Here is a 24979-nt window from a genome sequence, read left to right as displayed (position 1 = left end):
CCCTGGACCACCCAACGTGCCCCAACCTGGCCTCAACACCTCGGATGCAGACACCGATAGCATTCTGATTCGACACCAGGGCACGACTGCTGATGCGGAGAAGGAAAGGAAGAAGCGCATGGGTCTGTCCCGCGTTTTCGAGAAGTCCTACGCACCGATGCTCGAGCACCTCGGATGACCGTCCAGTCGGCTCGAGCCCCAGTCGGGGCCAATGTTCTTCTGGGCATCCTGGCCATGGTGCCGTTGCACAGCGCCTGGTGGCTGCTGAACCACCACATGTTCAAGGACGGCTTCGCCGATGGGCAGCCCAGCGCACTCATCGAAGTCTGCGGAGCCGACTGCGACCGGACGGGACTGGCCGGGCTCGCACTGGCTGTCACCAGCGTGCTGGTCCTGCTGGCGGCCGTCGTAGTTGACGTCCTCATCCCGTCTCATCGCCGCAAGCCACTGCGGCCCTGGCTCGTGGCCTCACTCCTCATTCCCGTCCCGTATGCCTTGTTCCAAACCGTCTCTGCCGTCCTCTCGTGAAGCGGATTCACCCCATGAGCGCTGACAGGGCGTGTGGGGTTATTGCATCCCGCACGTCGGGCAGCTCGAGCAGGCGTCGTTACGACAGCTGTCAGCCGTCGTGCCCAGGGACGTCCGTCCGATCGTCGTCAGGGGGCTCCTCCTGGTCCCACAGGCGCAAGCGGATCTCGACGTGACCCTCGACGATCCGGGTGTCGAAGGCGGGCTGAGGCGCGGTGGCAGGGCCGCGCACGTTCCAGCCGTCGGAGAGCCGGAAGACGCTGCCGTGCCAGGGACACTCCACGCATCCGTCCGCCACGGTGCCCTCGGACAGCGGTCCCGCCAGGTGACTGCACCGCTCGGCCAGCGCATGAATCGTCCCGCCGGTTTCGCGCACCACCAGGATCGGGACGTCGTCCACGCTGCGCCGTACGGGTTCACCGGCCGGGAACTCCTCGACGGTCCCGATGCGGTGCCAGCCGGCCGAAACGACGTGTGGGACCTCCTCGGCATGGTTGGCGCCCGAGGCCTGCCGGTACGCCATGTGCCCGCCCAGCATGCCGCCCAGTCCGACGGCCGTGAGACCCAGGAAACCGTACGTTCGGCCCGCTGCGGGACGCCCCTTGATCCGGCATGCGAGCGAGGCCGCGTACAGGGCGACGCCCACCGCGTTGGAAGCGGCGTGCACCAGGCCGACGCGCTGCTGCTGGGGGTGCAGCTCCGCCCAGTCGACGGCACCGGCCAGCGCCGCGGGCACGGCTGCGGCCACTCCGACACCGACCAGCAAATCCGCTCCACGGGAGGATCCCGGGCGCAGGTCCAGTACCGCCGCGGACAGCCAGCTGCCGATCGGTACCTGCACCATCAGCGGATGGACCGGGTGTCCCAGCCAGCGGCCGTGCAGCGCATCACGGCCGGGCCCCAGCGGCAGGGACCGCACACGTCTGCGGAGGGCGTCGATCACCCCGTCGGCCCGCGGGTCCCGCTCCAGGCGGTCCAGCAGCCACAGGGCCCGGTTCTGCCGCATCACGGGGCGGCTATGCGTTGTACTCATACGCAAGCGGGTCTCCACCTGTGATGACGGCAAACGAGACGCCAACACGCCCTGCGCGGCTTCTGCCGCAATCGCAGGCACGCGAGCGCAGCACCACACTCACTTCCCATGATGAAGATGTGATCTTCAGGCGCGCAAGGGGTACCCGGGAGACATGTTCTTCTTCAGCAACCGCGTCGGCTGCCTGGGCTCCCTGCTCATCAGTGCGGTGGCGACCGTCATCCTTCTCATGCTGCTGAACCGCTGACGGTGAGCGGCCGGACCTACAGGGCACAGGTGGCGCCCCGATGCACCACCCGCACCAGACGGGCCAGCCCACGGCGTTCCACGTGATCCAGAAAGTCCGACAGCGGTGACTTGAAGACCCCGTAGTCGTCATAGTGCACCGGCACCACACAACGAGGCTGGAGCAGTTCGACCAGTTCGGCGCCTTCCTGTCCGTCCATGGTGACGACCAGGCCGCCGGGCAGCGTCGTTCCGCCCAGGTGCACGACGGCCACGTCGAGGTCGGGAAAGCGCCGCGGCAGCTCGCGCAGGTCGTCGATCAGCAGGGTGTCGCCGGTGAGGTACAGACGGGTCGCGAGAGCGCCGTTCGGCTCCCTGTGCTCAAGAACGCTGCCCATCACCGGCGGCAGCAGCACGCGGGCGCCGCCCCTCGCGTGACGGGCGGGAACGGCGGTGAGAGTGAGTACGACCGGCGCTGGGAGCTGCCGGCCCGCGGGGCGGCCGTCTACGACAACGAGCTGCACTGCGTCCACCGCGGCTACGGCAGGCGTGCCGCCGGCACCGACAGCGACGAGACGCAGGCACGGATCGCCGCCGAGGAAAGCGCCGGCTGAACCACCGGCGCGCCCCGCCGACCGGCCGTGATCACCGTCCGGCCGTGATCACCGGCCGGCGGGAGCATCACCCGCGTCGGCCCACCGGACAGTCGCCGCCCAGGGGTCGGCAGTCGGCGTGACGGGGTGCCCCCAGTGCGAAGCACGACCATCGGGGGCGGGGCGCATGGTAGACCGGACCTGAAACGTGCCGAGGCAAGCCCGGGGGGACGAGTGCGCGGACGCCAACTGCTCAGCTACCGGGACGCGGTGGCCATTCTCACCGGCGACGGCGACGCCCTGGTCGCGGCCGACCGCGCACTCGGCGGTGTCCTCTCCGCGGCCACGGGCGGGCTCAGCGACACGGTCCTCACCGTCCTGGACGTACAGGGCCGCGTACTGCGGGCCGGACGTGACCTCATCGCGGGGCTCAGGGACAGCCGCGGAACGGGGAACCGCGCCACACGCACGCAACGGCTGGCCGCCGGACACGCCGTGCTGGTGACCACCGCATTCTTCGAGGCAATCGCGGAGCTCGAACTTCCCTTCTCCTTGTCCGAGTTGGAGCTGACCCGGCAGGAGCAGCTCGCGATCGCCGGTGACGGCACCGGCGGCCGCGACCTCATGGCGTCGCTGCTGGACTCCGGAACACCGCAGCCCGCACCGCACCAGCCGCACGAGCTCGTCGTCGCCGACCTCCGCACCTGGTACGCCGGCCGGGCGGGGCAATTGCTGCGGTTCGTCCAAGGGTTAGCCGTGTGGGACCTGCTCGACGACACGCGGCGCGCGGCGCTCCAGAGCGAGGTGGGCCGGCTGCATGAGCCGGCCGTCGTGCGGTATGAGGAGCTGTACGCGCAACTCGCTCAGGAGGTACCGGAGTTCGGCTTCTGGTCCGGTCAGGTGGAGCACCAGGCTACCCGTCTCTCCCTGCGCCAGGCTCTCGCCGGTATCGAGACGGCCCTGGTGGGACTGAGCTTCCCGAGCCCGCTCACCCATGCCGCCGAAGCGCTCGTACGCGGCTACCGGGCCTCACTGGACCGGCCGATCCTCTCCGACGGGCAGGCCCCCGCGGGCATCGTCCTGCCCACCCTCGGCGAGGGCTACGTCGACCCCGACTTCAGGGTCCGGGCCGTGCTGGCGGGCACCCACGGTCCGGCGGAGGAGGACTGGTGGGAAGCCCAGGCGGTACGGTCCGACCTCACCGAGTACCTCGCCGGTGTCCTCACCTCCCTCGCCGCCACGACCGCCCCGGTGGTCGTCCTCGGCCAGCCGGGCGCGGGCAAGTCCGTCCTGACGAAGATCCTCGCCGCCCGGCTGCCTGCCGCCGGCTTCCTGCCGGTGCGGATCGTGCTCCGGGATGTGCCAGGCGACGTGGAGGTCCAGGACCAGATCGAGGCCGCGGTCCGCGCCGCGACCGGAGAGCGTGTCTCGTGGCCGGAGCTGGTGCGCGCCGCCGACGGTGCCGTTCCGGTGCTGCTCTTCGACGGCTTCGACGAACTGCTGCAGACCACCGGTGTCAGCCAGTCCGACTTCCTGGTGCGGGTGGCCCGCTTCCAGGAGCGCGAGGCGGACCAGGGCCGGCCGGTGTTCGCCCTGGTGACCAGCCGGACGGCGGTCGCGGATCGGGCGCGCTACCCCGACGGCGCGGTGGCGCTGCGCCTTGAGCCCTTCCGGCGACGCCAGATCGGACGTTGGCTCGACCTCTGGAACGACCTCAACTCGCCCTATCTCGCTGAGCGCGGCCTGCGGGCCCTGCCCGCGGAGGTGGCCGTCCGCCACCAGGTCCTCGCCTCCCAGCCGCTGCTCCTGCTGATGCTCGCCCTGTACGACGCCGCGGACAACGCCCTGCAACGGGTCCGGGACGACGATCCCCTCGAAGAAGCGCAGCTGTACGAGGAGTTGCTGGTCTCCTTCGCGGTCCGCGAGGTCGGCAAGGCGGCCACCGCCTGGCAGGAGGGAGAACTGAGCGGACGCGCCGAGCAGGAGCTGCAGCGCCTGTCGCTGATCTCGTTCGGCATGCTCAACCGGCGGCGTCAGTGGATCACCGCGACGGAGGCTGAGCAGGATCTGGCAGCACTCCTGGGACGCCCCGAACCCGCCCGCGACGGCTTCCGCGCTCCGCTGGACCAGGGCGAGATCGCGCTGGGCCGGTTCTTCTTCGTCCAGCGAGCGCAGGCCGTCCGCGACGACCGGCGGCTGGCGACGTACGAGTTCCTGCACGCCACCTTCGGCGAGTACCTCGCCGCCCGGCTCGCGGTGCAGCTGCTGGAAGGGCTGCTGAGCCAGCGCCCGGCACTGACTCTGGGCCGGTCGGCCGTCGACGACGACCTGATGTACGTCCTTCTCTCCTACGCTCCCCTCTCGGCACGTCAGATGCTGCGGTTCGTCGGCGCGCGGATCAGGCGGATCCCCCAGGAGGGGCGGGAGCGGCTCGGCGGCCTCCTGGTCACCGTCATGGCCGCCCAGCGCACCCGGACCGAGCACCGCTTCGCCGACTACCGCCCGGCTCTGCGGGCCACGTCGTCCCGTCACGGCGTCTACGAGGCGAACCTGCTGGTGCTGACCCTTCTGGTGACCGGCGGGCGCAGGGCGAGCGAACTCTTCCCGGGTGCCGACGATCCCGCGGGCGTCTGGCACCGGCGGGTGCTTCTGTGGCGGGCGGCCTTCACGGAACCGGAGTGGACCGAGTTCGCGCAGGCCCTCAGCCTGCGCCGCATCTGGGCCGGGAACCGGCGCGACCTCGACGTACGGCCGGCGCACGACCTGCTCGACTCCCCCGAGCCGGTGGACGCCTACTGGCTCTACGGACGACCGCCGGGCAGCGAACACCGCAACCGGTCGATCAGCTGGGCGCGCCCCTACCCGGACGCGATCCGGCACAAGATGGCAGTGTCGGCCGGTACCAACGACGGCGTCGTCCTGCACGCCGTCGACCCGCTGTTCCGCCGGCTGGGGTTGGCCGTCACCACCTTCGTCGGCTCCGAGGAGGGCACGGCCACCTCGGTCGCAGGCGGCCTCACCGCCCTGTGGCTCGCGGGCGGGCTGGACACCCCGGAACACGAACTCGCCGCGCTCTACGTCCACTGTGCCGCCTTCCTCGAACCGTGGTGCGCGCTGGACGAGGACTCCCGCCGGCAGGTCGCGCGGCTCGTGCTCGGCCAGTTGGCGTCCGATGCCGCCCGGCTCCCGGCCGCTGTGGTGGCCACGGTGCTCGAAGCGCCGGACCTCGAAAAACTCGACACCGAAGGGCTCGCACGAGGGGTGACGGCCGGTGTGACCGCCCTGCGCACGCACACCTCCGACGAGGCGCTGCGCCGGGGGACTCGCGCCTGCACCGAGGCGCTCGCACGCGCGCATCCGGCCCGGCTGTTCACCCTGTGGTCCACCGACGAGCACTTCGCACGCGAGCTCGGCCCGGAAACCGCGCGGCTCCTGTCCGTCATGTCCGATGACGACCTGAGTGCCGTCCCCGAGGACGTCCTCGCCCGCGCGCGCAGGTCGGTGGACGGCTGGTGAGTCGCGGGCTGAAGAACCTTCCCGAAGCGGGACTGGAGCAGATTTCGCAGAAGCTCAAGAGGGTGGCCGCTTCACCGGCAGGGTGGAGCTGGCGCCCTTGTGACTCCGCAGGGGCGGTTCACACCACTTCGCTGAGAGAAGGTCACTGTTCCCACCGTCACAGCGTCGTACCCGGCCCGCCGGGCCCAGCGGACGACGGCGACGGCAACGGCCCGGCGTGAAGCGTCAGTTCACGCCTCGCTCGTGCCCCTTCCAGTACGGCTCGCGCAGCTTGTACTTCTGCAGCTTCCCCGTGGCCGTGCGGGCCAGTTGGCCGCGGAACTCCACCGAGGTGGGCGCCTTGTACCCGGCGAGGCGCTCCTTGCAGTGGGCGATCAGCTCCTCCTCCGTGACCTGCGCGCCGGGGGCGAGGACGACCAGTGCCTTGACCGTCTCACCCCACTTCTCGTGCGGCACTCCGATGACGGCGGCCTCGGCGACCGCGGGATGCCCGAAGAGGACGTCCTCCACCTCGATCGAGGACACGTTCTCACCGCCGGTGATGATCACGTCCTTCTTGCGGTCGCTGATCGTCAGGTATCCGTCCTCGCCGACGGATCCGCCGTCCCCGGTGTGGAACCAGCCGCCTGCCAGGGCTCGCGCGCTCTCCTCGGGCTGGTCCCAGTAGCCCTCCAGGACCACGTTCGAGCGGGCGAGGATCTCGCCCTCGTCGTCCGTGCGCAGGGTGACGCCCAGCGCGGGAGCGCCGGCCCGCACCAGCTTCTCCGCGCGCGCCTGGGGGTCGAACGCGTCCCATTCGGCGCGGGTACGGTTGACCGTGAGGAGCGGCGAGGTCTCGGTGAGACCGTAGATCTGGATGAACTCCCAGCCCAGTTCGGCCTCGACGCGTGCCACGGTCTTCGTGGGCGGTGGCGCCCCGGCGACGATGATCCGCACCCGGTCCCGGCCGGGGATCTCGCCGTCCCATGCACGCGCCGCGGCGAGCACGGCGTTGACGACGGCGGGCGCCGCGCACATCACCGTCACCCCGTGCTCGGCGACCCGGCGCAGGATCTCGGCCCCGTCGACCTTGCGCAGCACGACCTGCCGCACGCCCAGGGCCGACATCGCGAACGGCATGCCCCATCCGTTGGCGTGGAACATCGGCAGCGTGTGCAGATAGACGTCCCGGTCGGTGACACCCGCGTGCAGTGCGAAGGTGACGGCGTTGACCCAGATGTTGCGGTGCGTGATCTGCACGCCCTTGGGACGGGCCGTCGTACCGCTGGTGTAGTTGACGGTGGCGGTGGCGTTCTCGTCCGCCTGCCAGGGCCGCGGCTCCGTCCCGAACCGGTACAGCTCGGTGTCCGCGGCGGATCCGAGCGTGAACCGGTGCTTGCAGTCCACACCGGCGAGGCGGTCCGTCAGTTCGGGGTCGACGAGGAGCACGCTCGCGCCGCAGTGGTCGACGATGTAGCCCACCTCCTCCGCCGTCAGGCGGAAGTTGACCGGCACCAGGACCCGGCCGTGGCCGCTGACCCCGAAGAACGAGGTGAGCAGCCGCGCGCTGTTGGGCGAGACCACGGCCACCCGTGCGCCGTGCGGCACCCCGAGCGCGTCGAGCCCGGCGGCCTGGGCACGCGCCAGCTCGCCGACCCGTCCGTACGTGAGCCCCTCCCACGGCTCGGCGGGCTGGTCGGGTTCGTCGACGATGCCGATCCGGTCGGCGTACACGGTGGTGGCGCGGTCCAGGAAATCCCGGGCCCCGAAGGGGACGATCATCTTGGCTCCCGTAGCTCGGACGGTGTACGGCTTCTATCCGGCCATGGCGCGCGCGTTCCGACAACCCCGCATGGCCGTCGCTCCGCCCGGCCCGCAGTGCCCTCGGACGGGTGGCCCTGCCCACCGGCGGGGGCCCGCCATACTGGGACCGGCGGGAACGGAGAGGCGGACAGGTGACGCAACAGCAGTGGCAGTACGACGTGTTGGTGGTCGGCGGCAGCGGGGTGGACACCATCGTCCGCGTCGACTCCCTGCCGGTCCCGTTCGCCGACTCGGTCCATGTCGGCCCCATCAAGGAATGGCCGGGCCATACGGGGGGCAACGTCGCACTGGGCACCCGCGCGCTCGGCCTGGAGGTGGGCTTCCTCGACTGCATCGGCGACGACCGGACCGGTGCGCAGGTGCGCGAGCGCCTGGCCGAGGGAGGCGTGGACTTCGTCCCGTCGATCTCACCGGCGGGCACGCGCCGTGCGGTGAACCTGGTCGACGCCACCGGCCGGCGGATGTCCTTCTACGACGCCCGCGACCCGGACGACCTGCGGATGCCCCGGGACTTGTACCTGCCCCGGCTGCGAGGCACCCGGCACGTCCATCTGTCCATCATGAACTTCACGCGCTTCCTGTTCGACGACATCGAGGACCTCGGCGTCCCCGTCTCGACGGATCTGCACGACTGGGACGGGCTGGCCGAGCACCATCGGGAGTTCGCCCTCCGCTCCGACCTCGTGTTCCTCAGCGCGGCGGGCGCGGGTGACGGCACCCCGGCCCTCATGCGGGAGATCCTTCGTGCCGGGCGTGCCCGCACCGTCGTCGCCACGGCGGGCGCGGACGGCTCCTACGTCCTGACCCGCGACGGCGGCTCCTCCCCGCACCACGTCCCGGCCGCCGCCCCGCCCGCCCCGGTGGTGGACTCCAACGGCGCGGGCGACGCGTACGTCAGCGGCTTCCTCTACGGGCGGCACAGCGGCCGGGACGTTCTCGGCTGCGCCCGGCTGGGCGCCGTCGCGGGAGCCCACGCGTGCACCGCCCCGGGCTCCACCGCGCTGATCACCGCAGACGCCCTCCTCGCGGCGGACCGAGCCGCCGAAGCCGAGGGCGCCTGACACCCGGGGCCCGCGGACAGTGAGGGGCCGGGCCCCGTACCCGGTGACGGGGGCACCGGGTCCGGGCCTCGGCTCCCGTCGGTGCGTGCGACTCCGGGCCCACGGCCTCTCGCCGCGGCAGTCCGACACGGACGGTGACGCGCGCACCGTGGTGACACCCGGGCGTACGCACCACGTGTCGCGGCGGGCGCGCGCGATGGCGCGCCTAAGATCCGTCGCTGTGGCAGACACCTTCGACGAGCTGGTCGAGAAGCAGCAGGTAGCCGACGAGGCGCACGCGAAAGTCCTGGAGCTGCGGGACAGGTTCGGGGCGCCGATGCAGCAGGGAGGCTGGACGGCGCGGCAGTCCGAGACCTACGAGACGGCATGGCGCGCGTGGCGCGACCTCACCCGGGACGTCCAGGCCGCGGCGACCGAGTACGCGAAGGCCACCGGCCAGGAGCGCTCGGAGGTCGAGGCGGCCGTACGGCAGCGGGCGGGTTCCCCCGAGGCGCAGGACCAGTAGCCGACGTCGGGTCTCGGCCGGAAGGCGCCCACGGCCGGCCCGGTGGCCTCCCGGGTGGCCCGCCCGTACGGGGTTCTGCTCGCCGGTTCACGCCGGCCGGTGCACGGCGACCGCGGACGTCGTCACGGACAGGTGCGGGGCTCCACGCTCGGCGGGCCGCCCTCTCCCGGTCTCACCGGACCCGTCCGGCCTCTCCCGGTCCCGTCCGGTCCCGGCGGGACCCGATGCTCGCACTTCTGCCGTGCCTGCGACTCCTCGGGCACGGCAGAAGTGTCAGCCGGCTAGGGTCTGTCGTTTGGATCAGGCTGGCTGTGACCGACGGTTCGTCCTGACCGACCCGAGCGGGGTCTGGCGCGTGCAGCTGCAAGGCGGAGGAGGGAGTCGACGCGGAGCGTCGGCGACCGACGACAACGCCGCAGATGTGCGTGCCAGACCCCGCGACGCCGGCATGATCCAAACGACAGGCCCTAGCCCTCGCACCCGGAGACGGACGCAGCGGGTCTCAGCCGTTCCAGGACCAGTCGGCGACCTCCGGCAGGTCGGTGCCGTGTTCGCGGATCCAGGCGTGGTGCCGGGTGCGGACGTCGACCATCTGCTGGCGTACGGAGGCGGCGCGGACGGCGAGGCCGGGGACGCGGTCGATGACGTCCATGACGAGCCGGTAGCGGTCCAGGTCGTTGCGGACCACCATGTCGAAGGGCGTCGTCGTGGTGCCCATCTCCTTGTAGCCGCGCACATGGAGGTTGGCGTGGCCGGTGCGCCGGTAGGTCAGCCGGTGGATCAGCCACGGATAGCCGTGGTAGGCGAAGACGACCGGCTTGTCCTCGGTGAACAGCCCGTCGTACTCGGCGTCGGGCATGCCGTGCGGGTGTTCCCCGCGAGGGAGCAGGCGGGTCATGTCGACGACGTTCACGACGCGCACCGCCAACTCGGGCAGATGCCGCCGGAGCAGGGCGGACGCGGCGAGGACCTCCTGGGTGGGGACGTCACCCGCGCAGGCGAGGACGACGTCCGGTTCCCGGTCCCCGTTCTCGGAGCCCGCCCACTCCCAGATTCCGGCACCACGGGCGCAGTGGGCGCGGGCCTGGTCGAGGGAGAGCCAGTCGAAGCAGGGCTGCTTGCCCGCGACGATCACGTTCACGTAGTCGCGGCTGCGCAGGGCGTGATCCGCCACGGAGAGCAGGGTGTTGGCGTCCGGAGGCAGATAGACCCGGACGACGTCCGGGCTCTTGTTGAGGACATGGTCCACGAAGCCCGGGTCCTGGTGGGAGAAACCGTTGTGGTCCTGGCGCCAGACGTGCGAGGTGAGCAAGTAGTTGAGCGAGGCGATCGGCGCGCGCCACGCCAACTCCCGCGAGGTCCGCAGCCACTTGATGTGCTGGTTGACCATCGAGTCCACGATGTGCACGAAGGCCTCGTAGCAGGAGAACAGTCCGTGCCGCCCGGTCAGCAGGTACCCCTCGAGCCAGCCCTGGCAGAGGTGTTCGGAGAGGATCTCCATCACCCGGCCGTGCCGGTCCAGGTCCTCGTCCACCTGGAGGGTCTGCGCCTGCCAGGCCTTGCCGCTGGCGCCGTAGACGGCGTCGAGCCGGTTGGACGCGGTCTCGTCCGGGCCCACCAGGCGGAAGTCACGGCGGTCCGCGGAGTCACGCATGACCTGTTCGAGAAGGTCGCCGAGGATCCGGGTGGGCTCGTGCACGGACGCGCCCGGCTTGTCCACGGGCACGGCGAAGCGGTCGAGCGGGGCGATGGGCAGATCGCGCACGAGCAGACCGCCGTTGGCGCGCCGGGTCGCACCGAGGCGGTGCGCTCCGTCGGGGACACAGGCGAGGACGTCGGAGGTCGGCCGTCCGTCGGCGTCGAAGAGTTCCTCGGGACGGTACGAACGCAGCCAGGTCTCCAACTGCCTCAGATGGTCCGGGTTCTCGCGCACCTTCGACAGGGGTACCTGGTGGGCGCGCCAGGTGCCCTCGACGGGCAGGCCGTCGACCTCGCCGGGACCGGTCCAGCCCTTCGGCGTGCGCAGCACGATCATGGGCCAGCGCACCCGCTCGGGCACGCCGTCCACGCGCGCCGTGCGCTGCATCAGGGCGATGCGGTCCAGCACCTGGTCGAAGGCGTCGGCCATGGCGCGGTGGACCTGGCGGGGGTCGTCGCTGGTGACGTGGATCGGTTCGTGGCCGTAGCCGCGCAGCAGTTCGTCGAGTTCGGACTCCGGGATGCGGGACAGCACGGTCGGGTTGGCGATCTTGTAGCCGTTCAGGTGGAGGATCGGCAGGACGGCGCCGTCGTTGACCGGGTCGAGGAACTTGTTGGAGTGCCAGGAGGCGGCGAGCGGGCCGGTCTCCGCCTCGCCGTCCCCGATGACGCAGGCGACCAGCAGGCCGGGGTTGTCGAAGGCGGCTCCGTAGGCGTGCGCGAGCGAGTAGCCCAGCTCACCGCCCTCGTGGATCGAGCCGGGCGTCTCCGGGGCGACGTGGCTGGGCACTCCGCCGGGGAAGGAGAACTGCCGGAAGAGCCGGTCCATCCCGGCCGCGTCCCGTGAGACGTCCGGGTAGGTCTCGCTGTAGCTGCCCTCCAGCCAGGAGTTCGCGAGCACGGCGGGGCCGCCGTGGCCCGGCCCCCACACGCACAGCGCGTCGAGACCACGGGCCTTGATCACGCGGTTGAGGTGGGTGTACACGAGGTTGAGGCCGGGCGAGGTGCCCCAGTGGCCGAGCAGCCGCGGCTTGATGTGCGCGGGCGTCAGAGGCTCGGTGAGCAGCGGGTTGGCCAGCAGGTAGATCTGGCCCACCGCCAGGTAGTTGGCCGCCCGCCAGTGGGCGTCCAGGGTGCGCACCTCCTCGTCGCCCAGTACGGTGCTTCCCTGGTGTTCGGCCTTGGTCATCGTGACTCCGTACGTCATCGGGCGGGCGGGGCGGAAGGCGGCGACGGCGCCGACGTGCGTCCAGCTTTACGCCGGGCGTCTGCCCGCTGCGCGCCGTTTCGTGCACTTCGGCCGGAACCGGACTGTTCGGCGCGGCGGCCGGTGGCGTCGCACGGTCCGTCGTGGACCCGGTCGTGCCGCACGTCCTGGAGGAACAGAGAGCCGATGCGGTGCGGGAGTTCTCCGGCGGCTCCTGTGCGAGGGGCGTCTCAGGCGGCTTCCGTGCCCGGACGCTCCCGCTCGGCCGACGGCTTGGCGGGTCCGGCCTTCGGAACGAGCCACAGATGCCCGCGGCGCCGCGCGTGCCGCGCAGCCCGCACGGGGCGGAACATCTTCTCCTCGTACCGGTCCATGAGCAGTAACAGGCCGAGCAGCAACGGCGGCACACCGACCGCGACGAAAACCATGCCAAGTCCCCCTTCGGCGCCCTCGTGTCCGAGTAGCCCGGTTCTCGCCCGGCGAAAGCCGCGGACGGTGAAGGACGCGTGACCATCCCGTGGAGAGGAAGCGGCCGTGAGTCTCCCTCCCCGGGACAGGGGGGTCGCGTCCGTCCGGTGCCCTGAGGTCACCGGACGGACGCGCGGCACAGGGGCCTACACCTACCGGCGCGGGCCGCCCTCCTCCTCGTCGTCGTCCATGACGCCCTCGGTGGCTATCTCCTCACGGCGGGCCTTACCCGTGACCGTCTCGTTCTCGGTCTGCTCCTCGGTGCTCAGCCGTACGCGTTCCACCGGGACCGTTTCCGTCTCGATCACGGGGCGTTCGGCGTGGAGGGTGACCTCGTGCTCGGCCTCGGTGATCTCCGGGCCGGACATCGCCGCGTCCCGATTGGCGTCGGTGATGGGTTCACGCTCGATACGGACCTCTTCGTGCCGCAGCGGGACGGTGCGCTGCACCTCTTCCGTCACCACGTACTTGCGCAGGCGGGCGCGACCGGTCTCGTACCGTTCGGCTCCGACGTGCACCTGCTCCTCGGAGCGTGTCATCGCGTCGTCGCCGCGCATGTCCTCGCGTTCACCGGAAACACCGCCCGCGGCGCCACGGCCGGTACCTGCCGTCCCCGGCCTGCCGGCCATGCCCCCGGAGCCGGTGGTGTCGTCCATTCCGGCCGTGTCGGTGGTGCCGGCCATCCCCGTGGTCCCGGTCGTGCCGGTCATCCCCGCGGTGCCGGTGGTCCCGGAGTGGGCCCAGCCGTCGCCGCCGGGCTGGTTGGCCTGCTGCCATGCGTCGTCCCAGTCGATGCCGTAGTGCTCGTAGAGACGGTGCTCCTCGGCTTCGGACAGATGCCCGCCGCTGTCCACGTCGACATTGGGCGCGTCCTTGACCATGCCCTTGGCGTACGGCACCTCGAGGTGATCCTCCACCACCACCGCCTCACCGATCGGCACGAAGGACTCGCTGGTGCCGAACAGTCCCGTCTTGACGCTGACCCATTCCGGCTGACCGGTTGCGTCGTCGTAGAAGACGTGCTTGGCCTCGCCGATCTTGTTGCCCTCGGAGTCGTAGACAGGGTGTTCCAGAACCGTCGAGATCTGCTCCTGCGTGATCATTCCTCAGCACCTTCCCTCTGTGCTTCTCAGCGTGCTCTTCAGCATTCGGCTCTTGCACGGGTCACCGGGACCTATGGGTACGAAACACGAAGAAAGGAACTAATGTGTCAGTCCGCTGATCGCGCGGCGGACGATCGGTGACCGACGCAGCGTGTGACGGGACGTCCACACCGCGGCATTGTCAGTGGTGGCGGGCAGGATGGCGGCCATGACCACACCTGCTGCAGTGATCGTCGATGCCGCCGGCTACGCCGAGGCGGTCGAGGAGGCCGTGAAGGCATCGGCCGCCTATTACACGGGCGGCACCTCCGCGCTGGACGACGACGCCTACGACCGGCTGGTGCGCGGCATCGCGGCCTGGGAGGCCGAGAACCCGGACCGGGTCCTGCCCGGCTCTCCCACCGGAAAGGTCGCCGGTGGCGCGGTCGACGGCGACGTTCCGCACACGGTGGCGATGCTGAGCCTGGACAACGTGTTCTCCGCCGAGGAGTTCACCGCGTGGACCGCGTCGCTGGCCCGCCGGATCGGCCATGACGTCACACGGTTCAGCGTCGAGCCCAAGCTCGACGGGCTGGCGATCGCCGCCCGTTACGCCCGGGGACGCCTGGTCCGGCTCGTCACGCGCGGCGACGGTATGTTGACCGAACTAAAGTAGGCGTTTATGCAGGTCAGAGGCATATCTGCTAGCTTCCGGTCATGCCTGATCGAAGAGGTCCCGCGAGAGACCTGAAGAGATTCATCCTGCCTGAGACCGGTCAGCTTCAGCAGACGCAAGACCCGTGGGAGCCGTACCGGCTGGTGGACAGGGACGGGTCTGTGGTCGAGCCGGTTGCCGTGTACTTCAAGGACTTGATAGCGGCGGACAGCTCAACCTTGACGCCGCGCTCGTACGGGATGGATCTGTTGCGTTGGTGGCGGTTCCTACAGGCGTTTGAGATCGCGTGGGACCGCGCTGTTCGCGAGGATGCTCGGGACTTCATGCTGTGGATGAAGCTGGCGGACAAGCCGGTGCGGACGCACTGGCGCTATCGTGGCAAGGATCCCGCCGAGGTCCCACAGCCCAAGGAAGGCGTCGGCAGGTCGCCGCTGGGGACGCCGAATCCGGTGACCGGCAAGCTCAGCGTCGGCACGAAATATGCGGTCACCACCCGGGCTCACTGCGAGACGGTCCTGAGGACTTTTTACGACTTCCACCTTGAGCGCAACACCGGATCACTGTTGGTCAACCCATTCCCGCTCGATCGCAGCCGCCGTTCTTCACGGGCTAACGCGCATCACAACCCGGAACGTGAGCACCAGAACCCGCGCACGGGTCTCTACCGGCCGAAAGTTCCCCAGCGGATCCCGCGGCGTATCCCCGATGAGAAGTACACCGAGGTTTTCGCTGGCCTGCGCTCACACCGTGACCGGGCCCTGTTGGCTTTCTGGGTCTCTACCGGAGCCCGCTCGGAGGAGCTGCTCACTTCCCATCAGTGCGACGCGGCCGTCGGTCAGCAGACCATTGGTGTGATCCGTAAGGGCACCCGCGAATACCAGGAACTGCGCGCTTCCCCTGACGCGTTCGTCTGGTTGCGGCTCTATCAGGAGGAAGCCTGGCGCAAGGGCGTCCCACGCGGTCGCAAACAGCCTCTGTGGTGGACGCTACGGCGCCCCTGGCGGCCGCTTAACTACGACGCGGCCCGCGCCATGTTCAACCGCGCCAACGACCTTCTGGGCTCCAACTGGACTCTTCACGACCTCCGCCACACTGCGACGTTCTTGATGCTCGACGACCAGGAAATGCCGCCCGTCTACGTTCAGCACATTCTCGGCCACAAATACCTGTCGACCTTGGACATCTACAACCGGCCCGGCAAGCAGGACGTCATCACGGCCGGCCTCGCCCACCAGGCCCGGCAGGAAGGCAAGAGGAGCAAACCGCAGCCGGTGTCCTCGCCCGCCTACAACCCCGCCTCCCTTAACGTCCTGTTCGGAGGTGCATCCACGTGAGCGTCGACATAGCTCCACGGGCAGTCGCGGCTCAGCGCCAGGCAGGAAGCACGGAAGCCGTCCTGCTCGAGCAGCAGTTCCCAGCGCGGCCTCGGCCCACCTCATGGGCTGAGACCGATGCCTCCCGCGAGCATGTCCTGGCACGGCTTCAACAGCCTCCGTGGTGTGCGCCGGGGGATTCAGCACAATGCACGCGAATGGTTGGGGCTCGCATCCTGCTGCGCTGGCTGGAGACCTTCCCCGGGGAGACCTGGCAGCAGCGATGGCTGGCTAGCCCGGCATCTCTCCCGTCGAGCCAGCCATTCCAGGAGATAAAGAACTGGGCTTACTCGATCGGCCGGAAACCGTCACCGAGTGTCGTTTCGGCGGGGTGGCTCGCTTTGATCAGCGCGGATGTTATTCGCCCTGACTTGCCCTGGCTCGTCACGCACCAGACCCGGTACCTACGGTTCGCCGCCATGCGGCAGCGTGATCCCGAAGGGTTCAAACGACTAGAACAGGCTCTGTCCCCCCAGGTCCGCGGCACCCGAACCGCGGACGCGGGGCTCATGGCTGTCGCGCGGATCCTGATGGCATACGGGGGCGACGTGCGCGACCTCGTGGTGGGCGACTTCCTTAGCCTGCTCCGCGCAGGGAGTACTCCGGCTGCCCGAGGAGGGCGTATCGCTTACAGCTGGCTTCGCAAGTCGGGTCATTTCCCAGCCAACGCACCCGTGACCTTGCGTACCATCGAGCACCGCGCGGGACAGGCCAGCCCGGCCGAGCTGGTGGGCCTATACAACCTGCAATGCACCCCCGTCCGTAATCTCATCATCGACTACCTCACCGAACGTCAACCCAGCCTGGACTACGTCTCCTTGACCGGGTTGGCCAAGACCTTGGCTGGTTACTTCTGGTCGGATCTTGAGCGGCATCATCCGGGGATTTCCACCCTGCGCCTGCCCTCGGAGGTGAGTACGGCCTGGAAAGTCCGCGTCGCCCAAAAGACAGTCCGGCACAAACAGGCCGACGGGTCTGTCCTGGTGACGTCCGAATCCAGGGTCGCCACGCCTGCAATCAAGATGGTTATTCGGGCGTTCTACCTGGATCTCGCCCAGTGGTCTATCGACGAGCCCGAACGGTGGGGTCCGTGGGCCGCTCCGTGCCCGATCGCCGAGTCAGAGTGCTCGCTCAAGAAGCTCGAGCAGCGACAGAAGGCCCAATCAGACCAGCGCACTCGGGAACAACTGCCTGTCCTGCCTGCTCTGGTCCGCGTCGCCGAACGCCGGCTGAAAGAGGCGAAGATTCGTCTCGATGCCCGTCATGCTGCGGCCCCCGGTGCCACCTTCAGCGTGCTGGGGGAATCCTTCAGCGCGACACGGAGCACCAACATCACTGCGGACCGCTCGGGCAGGGTGTTTGACGCCACGGGCCGCCGACGAGAGTTGGGGTCGGAGGAGAAGCATTCCTTTTGGGCGTGGGCCACGATCGAGATTCTGCGCCACACAGGAATCCGGATCGAGGAACTGCTCGAACTTGGCCATCACAGCATCGTCAGCTACACGCTGCCCAGCACTGCAGAAGTAGTTCCACTCCTGCAGATTGCGCCTTCCAAAACAGACAAAGAGCGCCTCCTACTCATCAATCCGGAGCTCGCCGACGTGCTCAGCGCTGTTGTCTCGCGCGTGAGAAATGGTAGCGGGACGCTTCCGATAATCCCGAGTTATGACATGCATGAGAAAACGTGGAACGCCCCTATGCCGCTGCTCTACCAATGGACTGTCTCGGGTGAGAATCGGCCGATCTCGGCGCACACCATCCGCGAAGCGATCCACAATACGCTCAAAGCTGCAGGCCTGACCGACAACTTCGGCAGCCCACTGACGTTCCGCCCACACGACTTTCGGAGGATTTTCATCACGGACGCGATCCTCAACGGACTGCCACCGCATATCGCCCAAGTTATCGCTGGCCACGACAGCTTGAACACCACAATGGGATACGCGGCCATCTACCCGACAGACGCCATAGAGGCTCACCGGGCTTTCATCGCCCGCCGTCGCGCAGTCAGGCCGACTGAGGAGTATCGGGCCGTTACACCAGCAGAGTGGGAGGAGTTCCTCGGGCACTTCGAGCGGCGGAAACTCGCCCTAGGTGACTGCGGTCGGGCCTACGGCACGGACTGCAGTCATGAACACGCATGCGTTCGATGCCCAGTTCTCATCGTGGACCCCAGCGAGAAGGCACGACTGGTCGAAATCCGAGACAACCTCAGAGACCGGATTGCGGAGGCTGAACGGGAAGGCTGGCTCGGTGAAGTGTCGGGACTCTTGGTCAGCTTCACTGCCGCTGAGGAGAAGATCGCTCAACTCGATGCGAGAGAGAAACGGAAATCCTCACCTGTTCTCCTCGGAATTCCTGCTTTCGGCCATATTGCCGGCCGAAGTCCCGCGCCCGTGCTTCCGGCGGAAGATCACGATCTACGGCCGGAGTATTAATTGACGGTCAGAACGGAGGCTCCGCCGGAAAAGGTGCCGCACTCGGCCACGCTGCATTGGGCAGAGGAAGGTTAGTTACGACGAACAGGTTGAGAATGTCCTCGCGATCCATAAAGAGGATCTGACTTCGCCTCGAAGCATCCAACTTGTTGCCAAGCCAGTTACGCGCCGCTTTAGTTATCTCTCCACCAGCCACAATGAAAGCGTGGTCGACAAGAACTCGCTTGCCGATTTCAGGGTCGAAGATTTCATGACCGAGCATCATCAGGGCCTGGTTATGGATCTCAGCCATGTTGGCATTTGATCCCTTAGTCACTCCAGACGCGTCCAACTTTCCCTTCTTCGCCTGGAGGCCAAAATAGATCAGATGCTGGGATGGCAAGGTGTATCGCATCCATACATCTTTACCGTATTCCAAGGCCTTGTCCTTGTGGCCTGCGGCTGTGATGCGGTGATAGCCAAGCTGGCGAAATAGTGGGAGTAGTACTTCTTCGATCAGCGAGTCCTCTGAAGCTGAATCAAGATACTCTGCCAACTTCTCGCGACGTTCCATCTCGGCCGTGGAGAATGGGCGATGGGGATTGGGTGAGGGTGTCAATACCGTGTTCGTGCTCAAGTTGCGAAAGTAGCATTGCCTGTCATCCGCATAGAAGGCTTCCATGCCCTCTCGGGATAGGGTACGGTTCAAGTCTGCGAGTGCCAGAGGCCTTTCTTCGCCCTCATTTTTCGCGTCATCGCGGTCCATGAGCCTGGAAATCACGCGAGCAAATGTCTCTGGAACCGCATGAGCGCTGGAATGTGGTTCTGCAAGAATCTTTTCCAGTACCTCTGCCACCCAGATCTTGCGCGTTGACCCATCGTGCTGAAAGTCAGTTTCTATGTCAGCGAAGAATTCGGTCAGGTACATGCTGCTACGGTATTTGAAGTAGTTTTCCTCATGAGGCCTACCGTCGGGCGTATTTCCGCAGATCATGTCGGCGAGCTGCATAACGGATCGCTTCTTGAAGGTCAAGGTGATGTCTCCGCGTCTCGTAGTGCAGCACACCGACGCAGTGTGCTGGGGGCGGTCGTTTGGCCCGGGTCCAGCTTGTTCCACGTGGCCGGCCTTCGTCTGCTGCCTGCAGAGTTTCGCTACTGCGGACTTGTGATCACAGAGCGCGTAGTTCGGAGAAGGCACGGCCGGTGAGGACGTCTCGCACGCGATCGGCACCGTCGACGGCCTGCCGGTCCGGCTCGCCGAACCGGTCACGGTGGAGGTGCGCGGCGAAGTCCTCATGACCACCGGCCAGTTCGAGCACGCCAACGAGCTGCGCACCGCCCACGGCGGGCAGCCGTTCGCGAACCCGCGCAACGCCGCCGCGGGCACACTGCGCGCCAGGGACCGCGCCTACACGGTGCCGATGACGTTCTTCGGCTACGGCCTGCTGCCGCTCGCCGGCACCGACCCGGACCTCGCGGCGCGACTGGGTGAACTCGCCCACGGCGACCTCATGTCTGAGGCCGCCCGCCTCGGGGTCAACACCCCTGATGGCACCGCCGTGTCGGGCGTCGTGGTCGACACGGCCGAACAGGTCCTGGTCCGCGTCCGGGAAATCGCCGCGCTGCGAGCGGAGTTGCCGTTCGGGATCGACGGAATCGTCGTCAAGGCCGACCTGGCCGCCGACCAGCGGGCCGCGGGTTCGGGCTCGCGCGCTCCTCGCTGGGCGATCGCCTACAAACTCCCCGCAGCCGAGAAGATCACCCGCCTGCTGGGGGTGGAGTGGAACGTGGGCCGCACCGGCATCATCGCCCCTCGCGCGGTCCTGGAGCCGGTCGAGATCGACGGCTCCGTCATCACCTACGCCACCCTGCACAACCCGGCCGACATCACCCGCCGCGACCTGCGCCTGGGCGACCATGTGATGGTCCACCGCGCCGGTGACGTCATCCCCCGCATCGAGGCCCCCGTCGCGCATCTGCGCACCGGCGAAGAGCAGCCGATCGCCTTCCCCACGGCCTGTCCGCGGTGCGGCTCCGGCATCGACACCGGCGAGCAGCGCTGGCGCTGCGAGAACGGCCGCAACTGCCACCTGGTGGCCTCCCTCTCGTACGCGGCCGGACGGGACCAGCTCGACATCGAGGGCCTCGGAGCCATTCGCGTCGTCCAGCTGGTCGAGGCGGGCCTCGTGTCCGATCTCGCCGACCTGTTCACCCTCACCCGGGACCAGCTCCTGAGCCTGGAGCGCATGGGTGAGACCAGCACCGACAACCTCCTCGCCGCGATCGCCGCGGCCAAGGGGCAGCCCCTGTCGCGGGTGCTGTGCGCGCTCGGCGTACGGGGCACGGGCCGCTCCATGTCCCGGCGCATCGCCCGGCACTTCGCCACGATGGACGCACTCCGCGCCGCCGATGCCGCGGCGGTACAGCAGGTCGAGGGCATCGGCACCGAGAAGGCCCCCTCCATCGTCGCCGAACTGGCCGAACTGGCCCCGCTCATCGACAGACTCACCGCGGCCGGGGTGAACATGTCCGAGCCGGGAGCCACCCCGCCGGCCCCCGCGGGCGGTGACGCCGACGACGAGGTGGCCGTGGAGCCCGCGACCGGGCCACTCGCCGGGATGACGGTCGTCGTCACCGGCGCGATGACCGGCGCCCTGGAGAAGCTCAGCCGCAACCAGATGAACGAACTCGTCGAGCGCGCCGGGGGGCGCTCGTCCTCCAGCGTCTCAGGGAAGACCGGTCTCGTGGTCGCCGGCGAGGGTGCCGGGTCCAAGCGCGCCAAGGCAGAGGCGCTGGGGGTGCGCCTTGCCACTCCGGCCGAGTTCGCCGTCCTGGTCGCCGATCTCCTCGACTGACCAAGCCGGGAAGTGCCATGGCGCACGTCACATCCGACCGGGAGTGGCGCGGGAACTCCCCGCAACGGTTTATCGTTCATCTATACGTGGCTGCGGAGGGGACAGTGTCCCCGGGCCTCACCCATGGCCCTTGGGGACGATGGTCCGGCTGAAGCCCCATGGCGCCTTTCGCCGCGAGGCGACCGCCCTCCGCCTGTCACCCCGTACGGCCCCGGCTGGTCTCCCCCGTCCAGCCGGGGTCTTTGCCGTCCGCCCCCTCCGGTCCGACTCGGCTCCTCCGCGCGCGCTTTCGCGGTGTCGTCCACGGACGAGGAGGCGTGGATGCCGCCTCCCGGGACACACAGGGAGTCTCGACGGTCTGCACCAGCCGGTCCGTCAAAGTGCCGCCACGACCGTCGGCCGGGAGAAGCGGAGCAAGGCATGTCGATCGACCTCATGGGATTCCTCGGCGTCGTGATGCTCGCCTATCTGATCCCCGGCCCGGACTTCTTCGTGATCGTCAGAGCCGCCGCGTTACGTCCGTCGCTGGGGCGGATGGCCGCGCTCGGCGCTCAGACCGGTCTCTGCGTCCACATGCTGGCGGCCGCTCTCGGTCTGTCCGTCGTCGCCGCCCGCTCCCCGGCCGTCTTCACGGCCATCAAGCTGGCCGGTGCGGCCTACCTCGTGTACCTGGGCGTCCGGGCCGTGGCAGCCGCCCGGCGCGCCGCTGCGGAGCACCGCCGAGGGGCCGCACAGGGCGGGGACGGCCGCGCCCTTGGCGAAGGGGCAGCTCAGGAGCCGGCGACGAAGCCGGAGCCGAGCCGTCGGGACGGCTTCACCCAGGGCTTCCTCACCAACGTGCTCAATCCGAAGGCGGCGCTGTTCTTCCTGAGCATCGTGCCCCAGTTCGTCGACGGCCACGGCTCGATGACCGGGCAGATCCTCTTCCTCGGCGTGCTGGACGTCCTTGTCGGTGTCCTCTACTGGCTGGTCCTGGTGAGCGCGGCGGCGCAGTTGCGGACGCTGCTCGGCCGGCCCGCCTTCCGCGACCGCTGGGACATGACGACCGGCTGGCTGTTCATCGCCATCGGTATCGGAGTCGCGGCCGTCGACTGAGCCCCGATGGACGGGGAGGGCCGCAGCAGGGGCGGACCCGGTCGCGCGCGTGAGGCTACGGAGCGAGGGCCGAGCCCAGGGAGTCGGCGCCCACCGGCTTCGGGGCACCCTTCTCGTAGAAGACGTCCAGCTGCGTGATCGTGAAGCCCGCGGCCGTCACCAGGTCCGCGGTGGGCCTGGTGAGGTGGCAGCCGCCGAAGAGCCGCTTGTTGACCGGCTCCAGGCGATGCTGCCAGCGGCGCACGCCCGGGTCCTCTTCCGGGGCGAGACCGTGTTCGAGGAAGTGGAGCGTTCCCCCGGGCCTCAGGACCCGCCGCAGCTCGCGCAGAGCGGCCCCGGCGTCGGGGATGGTGCACAGCGTCCAGGTGGACAGGGCGGCGTCGAAGCTGTCGTCCACGAACGGCAGCGACTGGCCGTCCAGCCCCGCGCGCCGGACCGGGACGCGTGCCGCCCTGACCCGTTCGCCGGCGAGCCGCCAGCCGAGGTCCGAGGGCTCGATCGCGGTGACGCCGGTGACCGTCGGCGGGTAGTACGGAACGTTGTGGCCGGTGCCGAACCCGATCTCGATCACCTCGCCCGTCAGGCCCTCGCAGACACGACGGCGAAGCGGTCCCGCGGTCTTGACCCCGCACGCGACGTTGATGATCCGCGGCAACACGCGGTCGGCATAGCAGCCCATGGCAGCCTCCGTGTCCTGTCTTCAGGATGGCACCGCGCACCACCCCCTGCATACTCACTCGGCGGCGGCCGACAGCGTCCCTTCGGAGGGGCGTGCATCGACCGTCGACGGACCCCGCCAGGCGGGCAGAGCGGCAGGACCACGGCCTGTCACCCGCCTACGGACAGGGACTACAGGGGTGCCATGGCGACCGCGGCGGCGATCACGAGGACGGCCACGGCGACCGCGACGCCCCGAAGTCCCGGACCGCGCACTCCCGAGCCGCGGTCCCGGCGGCTCCCGCTCACCTGGAGTGCCAGGCGCTCGCAGCAGACGCAGTGGTCGTGCGGCAGGACCGGCGAGTCGAGCCAGTAGGCGCCCAGCAGTCGGGCATGGCGTTGCGGGACGGAGACATCGGTCATGACGGGGAGAACGAGCCGCGTTCCCGCCCGCCACGCCCCGGTCAACGTATTCGGCAGACCTTCATACATCCGGGCCATGTCGCGCCCGAGGAGGTTTGTTCGGCCCCGCGCTGGGAGAGACGAGTCCACCACGAACGGCCGGGGAGACGCGCGGCACCTCGCAGGCGGCAGCAGCGGGCGTCCTTCGATCCGGTCCGGCGGGCTGCCGACCGGATCGAAGCACGCCCGCGGCACGCCGGGGGCAAGCGCCCGTGTCTCAGATCCCGGGTTCCGGCAGCAGTCCGCGCCGGGGAGCCACGGGCGGCGCGTCGGCCGGAACGGGCGCGTGCGCCGGAGTTGTTGTCGGGGCCGGGTCCGCTGCGGCGCTCTGGAACGCGTCGGCACGCACGTGCCGCATGACACGGCTCGTCACCCGGTACCGGCCGTTGGGCAGTTGGCGGGACTTGGTGACGTGCACCGCGAGCGGGCCGGCCCACTCGTACCCCATGCGCTCGCCGTGGCGGGCCAGGCTGTCGGTGAGCAGCTGGCCGACGCGGTCGCCGTTCCGTTCGAGTTCCTCGATGGCGAACTCGGCCAGTTCGACGTCGTAGGCGTTGGGGACGACCACCCGGGTCTCGCTGCACACGACGGCGTTGTCGTCGCATTCGCGGTGCAGCGCGCCGAGCAGCTCCACGGGTTCCTTGTGGCGGATGTGCGCGAGCAGTGTTCCTCCGAAGCGCTCCAGCGCTCGTTCCAAGCCGGTGAGTGAGCTCACGCCCTACTTCTCCTCCCTCTCCGCGAAGTCGTCCGGGCGCACCTGGGCCTCCTCCAGCGCCTCGCGCAGTGTCCGGCCGGTGCCGCCCTGCTCCTGCGGCTTCTCCGCGCCGGCCCGGCCGCCCAGCACCTGATCGGTGCTGTCGGTCTTGGCGCGGTTCTCTTCGGGGACGGTCATGACAGAAGGCTCCTTGTTTCCGGGGCGTGCCGCTTCCTCACTAGCGGGTGCCCGGCCTGCGGAGGTCGACTCATGCCGAAGCGGAACTACGGGAGGTCGCGCGGCACCGACTCGTCCGAGGCGGCGCCCGAGTGCCCGGATGCGCAGGTGTGACGGCGAGGACACGGGACACCTGTATGCGCATGTTCCCACCGAGGCGATCCCCGCTGACGCCCGTGCCCGCCCGCGAACGGAGGTAGCCGTGCTGTTCCTTGTCGTGGCCGTACTCTTCCTGGCCGTCGTGCTCGGATCGGCCGCCTACCTTCCCTTGCCCGTGACCGTCGTGGGCGGTGTGGTCATCGCCGCGTGGCTGGCGGTGTTCGCCGTCCGTGAGCGCCGACGGCGCGGCCGAACCGGAAGGGCGTGACCATGAAGCTGACCGCACCCCCGCGGCGGGAGACCGGCAGGCGGGACACCGAAGGAATGGCGGTCGCCTCCTTCGTCCTCGGCCTGGTCGGACTCCTCGTCCTGAACTTCGTCCTCGGCCCGATCGCCATCGTGCTGGCCGTCATGGCGCTGCGCCGGAACACCCCGCGCCGCTTCCGGGCTCGACTGGGACTGGCGCTCGGCATCGCGGACATCGTGGTGCTCGCCGTCCTCATGGCGGTGAACGGCACCACGTCGTGGAGCATCCTCGGCTGACCGCGGCCCGGCCCCGTCGCAGGGCATCCATCCGGCAGGGCCGGACGGCCCGCCGCGCATGCGGCGGGCCGTCGTGCCGTCCCGGCCCGCCCCGAGTGCAACCGTCATGGCCGAAAACGTGTCTCTGTGCACACGACTGGAAGCGCGGGGCC

At 69.2% G+C, this 24979-nt stretch carries 20 protein-coding genes and 3 pseudogenes; 12 read left to right on the top strand and 11 right to left on the bottom strand.

All coding sequences use genetic code 11. The features are described 5' to 3' along the window. Positions 1 to 234 precede the first annotated feature (234 nt). Complete coding sequence (locus AC069T_RS28860) at positions 235 to 528, top strand: hypothetical protein (RefSeq protein ID WP_478785537.1); 294 nt, start codon at positions 235 to 237, stop codon at positions 526 to 528. 91 nt (positions 529 to 619) lie between these two features. Here the strand turns inward: AC069T_RS28860 and AC069T_RS28855 are convergent, their stop codons facing one another. After that, positions 620 to 1561, bottom strand: a complete 942-nt coding sequence (locus tag AC069T_RS28855; protein ID WP_478785536.1) for a Rieske (2Fe-2S) protein — start codon at positions 1559 to 1561, stop codon at positions 620 to 622. Positions 1562 to 1824: 263 nt separating this feature from the next. Beyond that, positions 1825 to 2202, bottom strand: coding sequence for an MBL fold metallo-hydrolase (locus AC069T_RS28850; protein WP_478785535.1), 378 nt, complete (start codon positions 2200 to 2202; stop codon positions 1825 to 1827). A gap of 18 nt (positions 2203 to 2220) precedes the next feature. Between AC069T_RS28850 and AC069T_RS28845 the strand changes: the two genes are divergently transcribed. Together AC069T_RS28845 and AC069T_RS28840 are read left to right on the top strand one after the other, a co-directional pair. Continuing rightward, complete coding sequence (locus AC069T_RS28845) at positions 2221 to 2400, top strand: hypothetical protein (RefSeq protein WP_478785534.1); 180 nt, start codon at positions 2221 to 2223, stop codon at positions 2398 to 2400. Positions 2401 to 2613: 213 nt separating this feature from the next. Next, entirely contained in the window at positions 2614 to 5895 is a 3282-nt protein-coding gene (locus AC069T_RS28840; RefSeq protein WP_478785533.1) for an NACHT domain-containing protein, read from the top strand. 225 nt (positions 5896 to 6120) lie between these two features. Here the strand turns inward: AC069T_RS28840 and AC069T_RS28835 are convergent, their stop codons facing one another. Continuing rightward, the gene (locus AC069T_RS28835; protein ID WP_478785532.1) at positions 6121 to 7656 is read right to left on the bottom strand and encodes an AMP-binding protein; all 1536 of its coding nucleotides are present in this window, start codon (positions 7654 to 7656) and stop codon (positions 6121 to 6123) included. Between the two features lie 173 nt (positions 7657 to 7829). Here AC069T_RS28835 and AC069T_RS28830 point away from each other — a divergent pair, with 173 nt between their 5' ends. After that, on the top strand, positions 7830 to 8759 hold the full coding sequence (locus tag AC069T_RS28830) for a carbohydrate kinase family protein (protein WP_478785531.1): 930 nt from the start codon (positions 7830 to 7832) through the stop codon (positions 8757 to 8759). Positions 8760 to 8979: 220 nt separating this feature from the next. Next, complete coding sequence (locus AC069T_RS28825; protein WP_478785530.1) at positions 8980 to 9264, top strand: hypothetical protein; 285 nt, start codon at positions 8980 to 8982, stop codon at positions 9262 to 9264. A gap of 502 nt (positions 9265 to 9766) precedes the next feature. On the opposite strand, the gene AC069T_RS28820 is transcribed toward AC069T_RS28825, so the two are convergent. The 3 genes from AC069T_RS28820 to AC069T_RS28810 form a co-directional block, all read right to left on the bottom strand. Beyond that, a complete protein-coding gene (locus tag AC069T_RS28820; protein ID WP_478785529.1) occupies positions 9767 to 12151 on the bottom strand; it encodes a phosphoketolase family protein in 2385 nt (794 codons plus the stop codon). Positions 12152 to 12399: 248 nt separating this feature from the next. Continuing rightward, positions 12400 to 12597: a hypothetical protein gene (locus AC069T_RS28815; RefSeq protein ID WP_478785528.1), complete on the bottom strand. Its 198-nt coding sequence runs from the start codon at positions 12595 to 12597 to the stop codon at positions 12400 to 12402. Between the two features lie 192 nt (positions 12598 to 12789). Further along, positions 12790 to 13740 (bottom strand): DUF2382 domain-containing protein, encoded by a 951-nt coding sequence (locus tag AC069T_RS28810; RefSeq protein WP_478785527.1) that lies wholly within the window; start codon positions 13738 to 13740, stop codon positions 12790 to 12792. Positions 13741 to 13948: 208 nt separating this feature from the next. Between AC069T_RS28810 and AC069T_RS28805 the strand changes: the two are divergent. From AC069T_RS28805 to AC069T_RS28795, 3 genes and pseudogenes are all read left to right on the top strand, one after another. Then, positions 13949 to 14386 (top strand): annotated as a pseudogene (locus AC069T_RS28805) (NAD-dependent DNA ligase LigA); the annotation flags it as partial. Between the two features lie 50 nt (positions 14387 to 14436). Further along, a complete protein-coding gene (locus AC069T_RS28800) occupies positions 14437 to 15729 on the top strand; it encodes a tyrosine-type recombinase/integrase (RefSeq protein WP_478785526.1) in 1293 nt (430 codons plus the stop codon). A 548-nt stretch (positions 15730 to 16277) separates the two neighbouring features. Continuing rightward, entirely contained in the window at positions 16278 to 18206 is a 1929-nt protein-coding gene (locus AC069T_RS28795) for a tyrosine-type recombinase/integrase (protein WP_478785525.1), read from the top strand. Positions 18207 to 18213: 7 nt separating this feature from the next. Here the strand turns inward: AC069T_RS28795 and AC069T_RS28790 are convergent, their stop codons facing one another. Continuing rightward, positions 18214 to 19218: a hypothetical protein gene (locus AC069T_RS28790; protein WP_478785524.1), complete on the bottom strand. Its 1005-nt coding sequence runs from the start codon at positions 19216 to 19218 to the stop codon at positions 18214 to 18216. 154 nt (positions 19219 to 19372) lie between these two features. Between AC069T_RS28790 and ligA the strand changes: the two are divergent. Then, a pseudogene (gene ligA, locus AC069T_RS28785) lies at positions 19373 to 21040 on the top strand (NAD-dependent DNA ligase LigA); the annotation flags it as partial. Between the two features lie 420 nt (positions 21041 to 21460). After that, positions 21461 to 22135 carry a LysE family translocator gene (locus AC069T_RS28780; RefSeq protein WP_478785523.1) on the top strand — a complete coding sequence of 225 codons (675 nt, stop codon included), beginning with the start codon at positions 21461 to 21463 and terminating at the stop codon, positions 22133 to 22135. A gap of 55 nt (positions 22136 to 22190) precedes the next feature. On the opposite strand, the gene AC069T_RS28775 is transcribed toward AC069T_RS28780, so the two are convergent. From AC069T_RS28775 to AC069T_RS28760, 4 genes and pseudogenes are all read right to left on the bottom strand, one after another. Next, a complete protein-coding gene (locus AC069T_RS28775) occupies positions 22191 to 22814 on the bottom strand; it encodes a class I SAM-dependent methyltransferase (protein ID WP_478785522.1) in 624 nt (207 codons plus the stop codon). Positions 22815 to 22984: 170 nt separating this feature from the next. Then, positions 22985 to 23215, bottom strand: coding sequence for a hypothetical protein (locus AC069T_RS28770; protein WP_478785521.1), 231 nt, complete (start codon positions 23213 to 23215; stop codon positions 22985 to 22987). A 358-nt stretch (positions 23216 to 23573) separates the two neighbouring features. Next, positions 23574 to 23969, bottom strand: a pseudogene (locus AC069T_RS28765) (DUF3662 domain-containing protein); the annotation flags it as partial. 3 nt (positions 23970 to 23972) lie between these two features. Continuing rightward, a complete protein-coding gene (locus AC069T_RS28760) occupies positions 23973 to 24146 on the bottom strand; it encodes a hypothetical protein (protein WP_478785520.1) in 174 nt (57 codons plus the stop codon). A 241-nt stretch (positions 24147 to 24387) separates the two neighbouring features. Between AC069T_RS28760 and AC069T_RS28755 the strand changes: the two genes are divergently transcribed. Continuing rightward, complete coding sequence (locus AC069T_RS28755; RefSeq protein WP_478785519.1) at positions 24388 to 24552, top strand: hypothetical protein; 165 nt, start codon at positions 24388 to 24390, stop codon at positions 24550 to 24552. Between the two features lie 2 nt (positions 24553 to 24554). Continuing rightward, a complete protein-coding gene (locus AC069T_RS28750; RefSeq protein WP_358855630.1) occupies positions 24555 to 24827 on the top strand; it encodes a DUF4190 domain-containing protein in 273 nt (90 codons plus the stop codon). Positions 24828 to 24979 lie beyond the last annotated feature (152 nt).

This window comes from Streptomyces sp. NPDC043867, from assembly GCF_056435845.1.
This window is presented reverse-complemented; position numbering and strand designations above follow the sequence as displayed.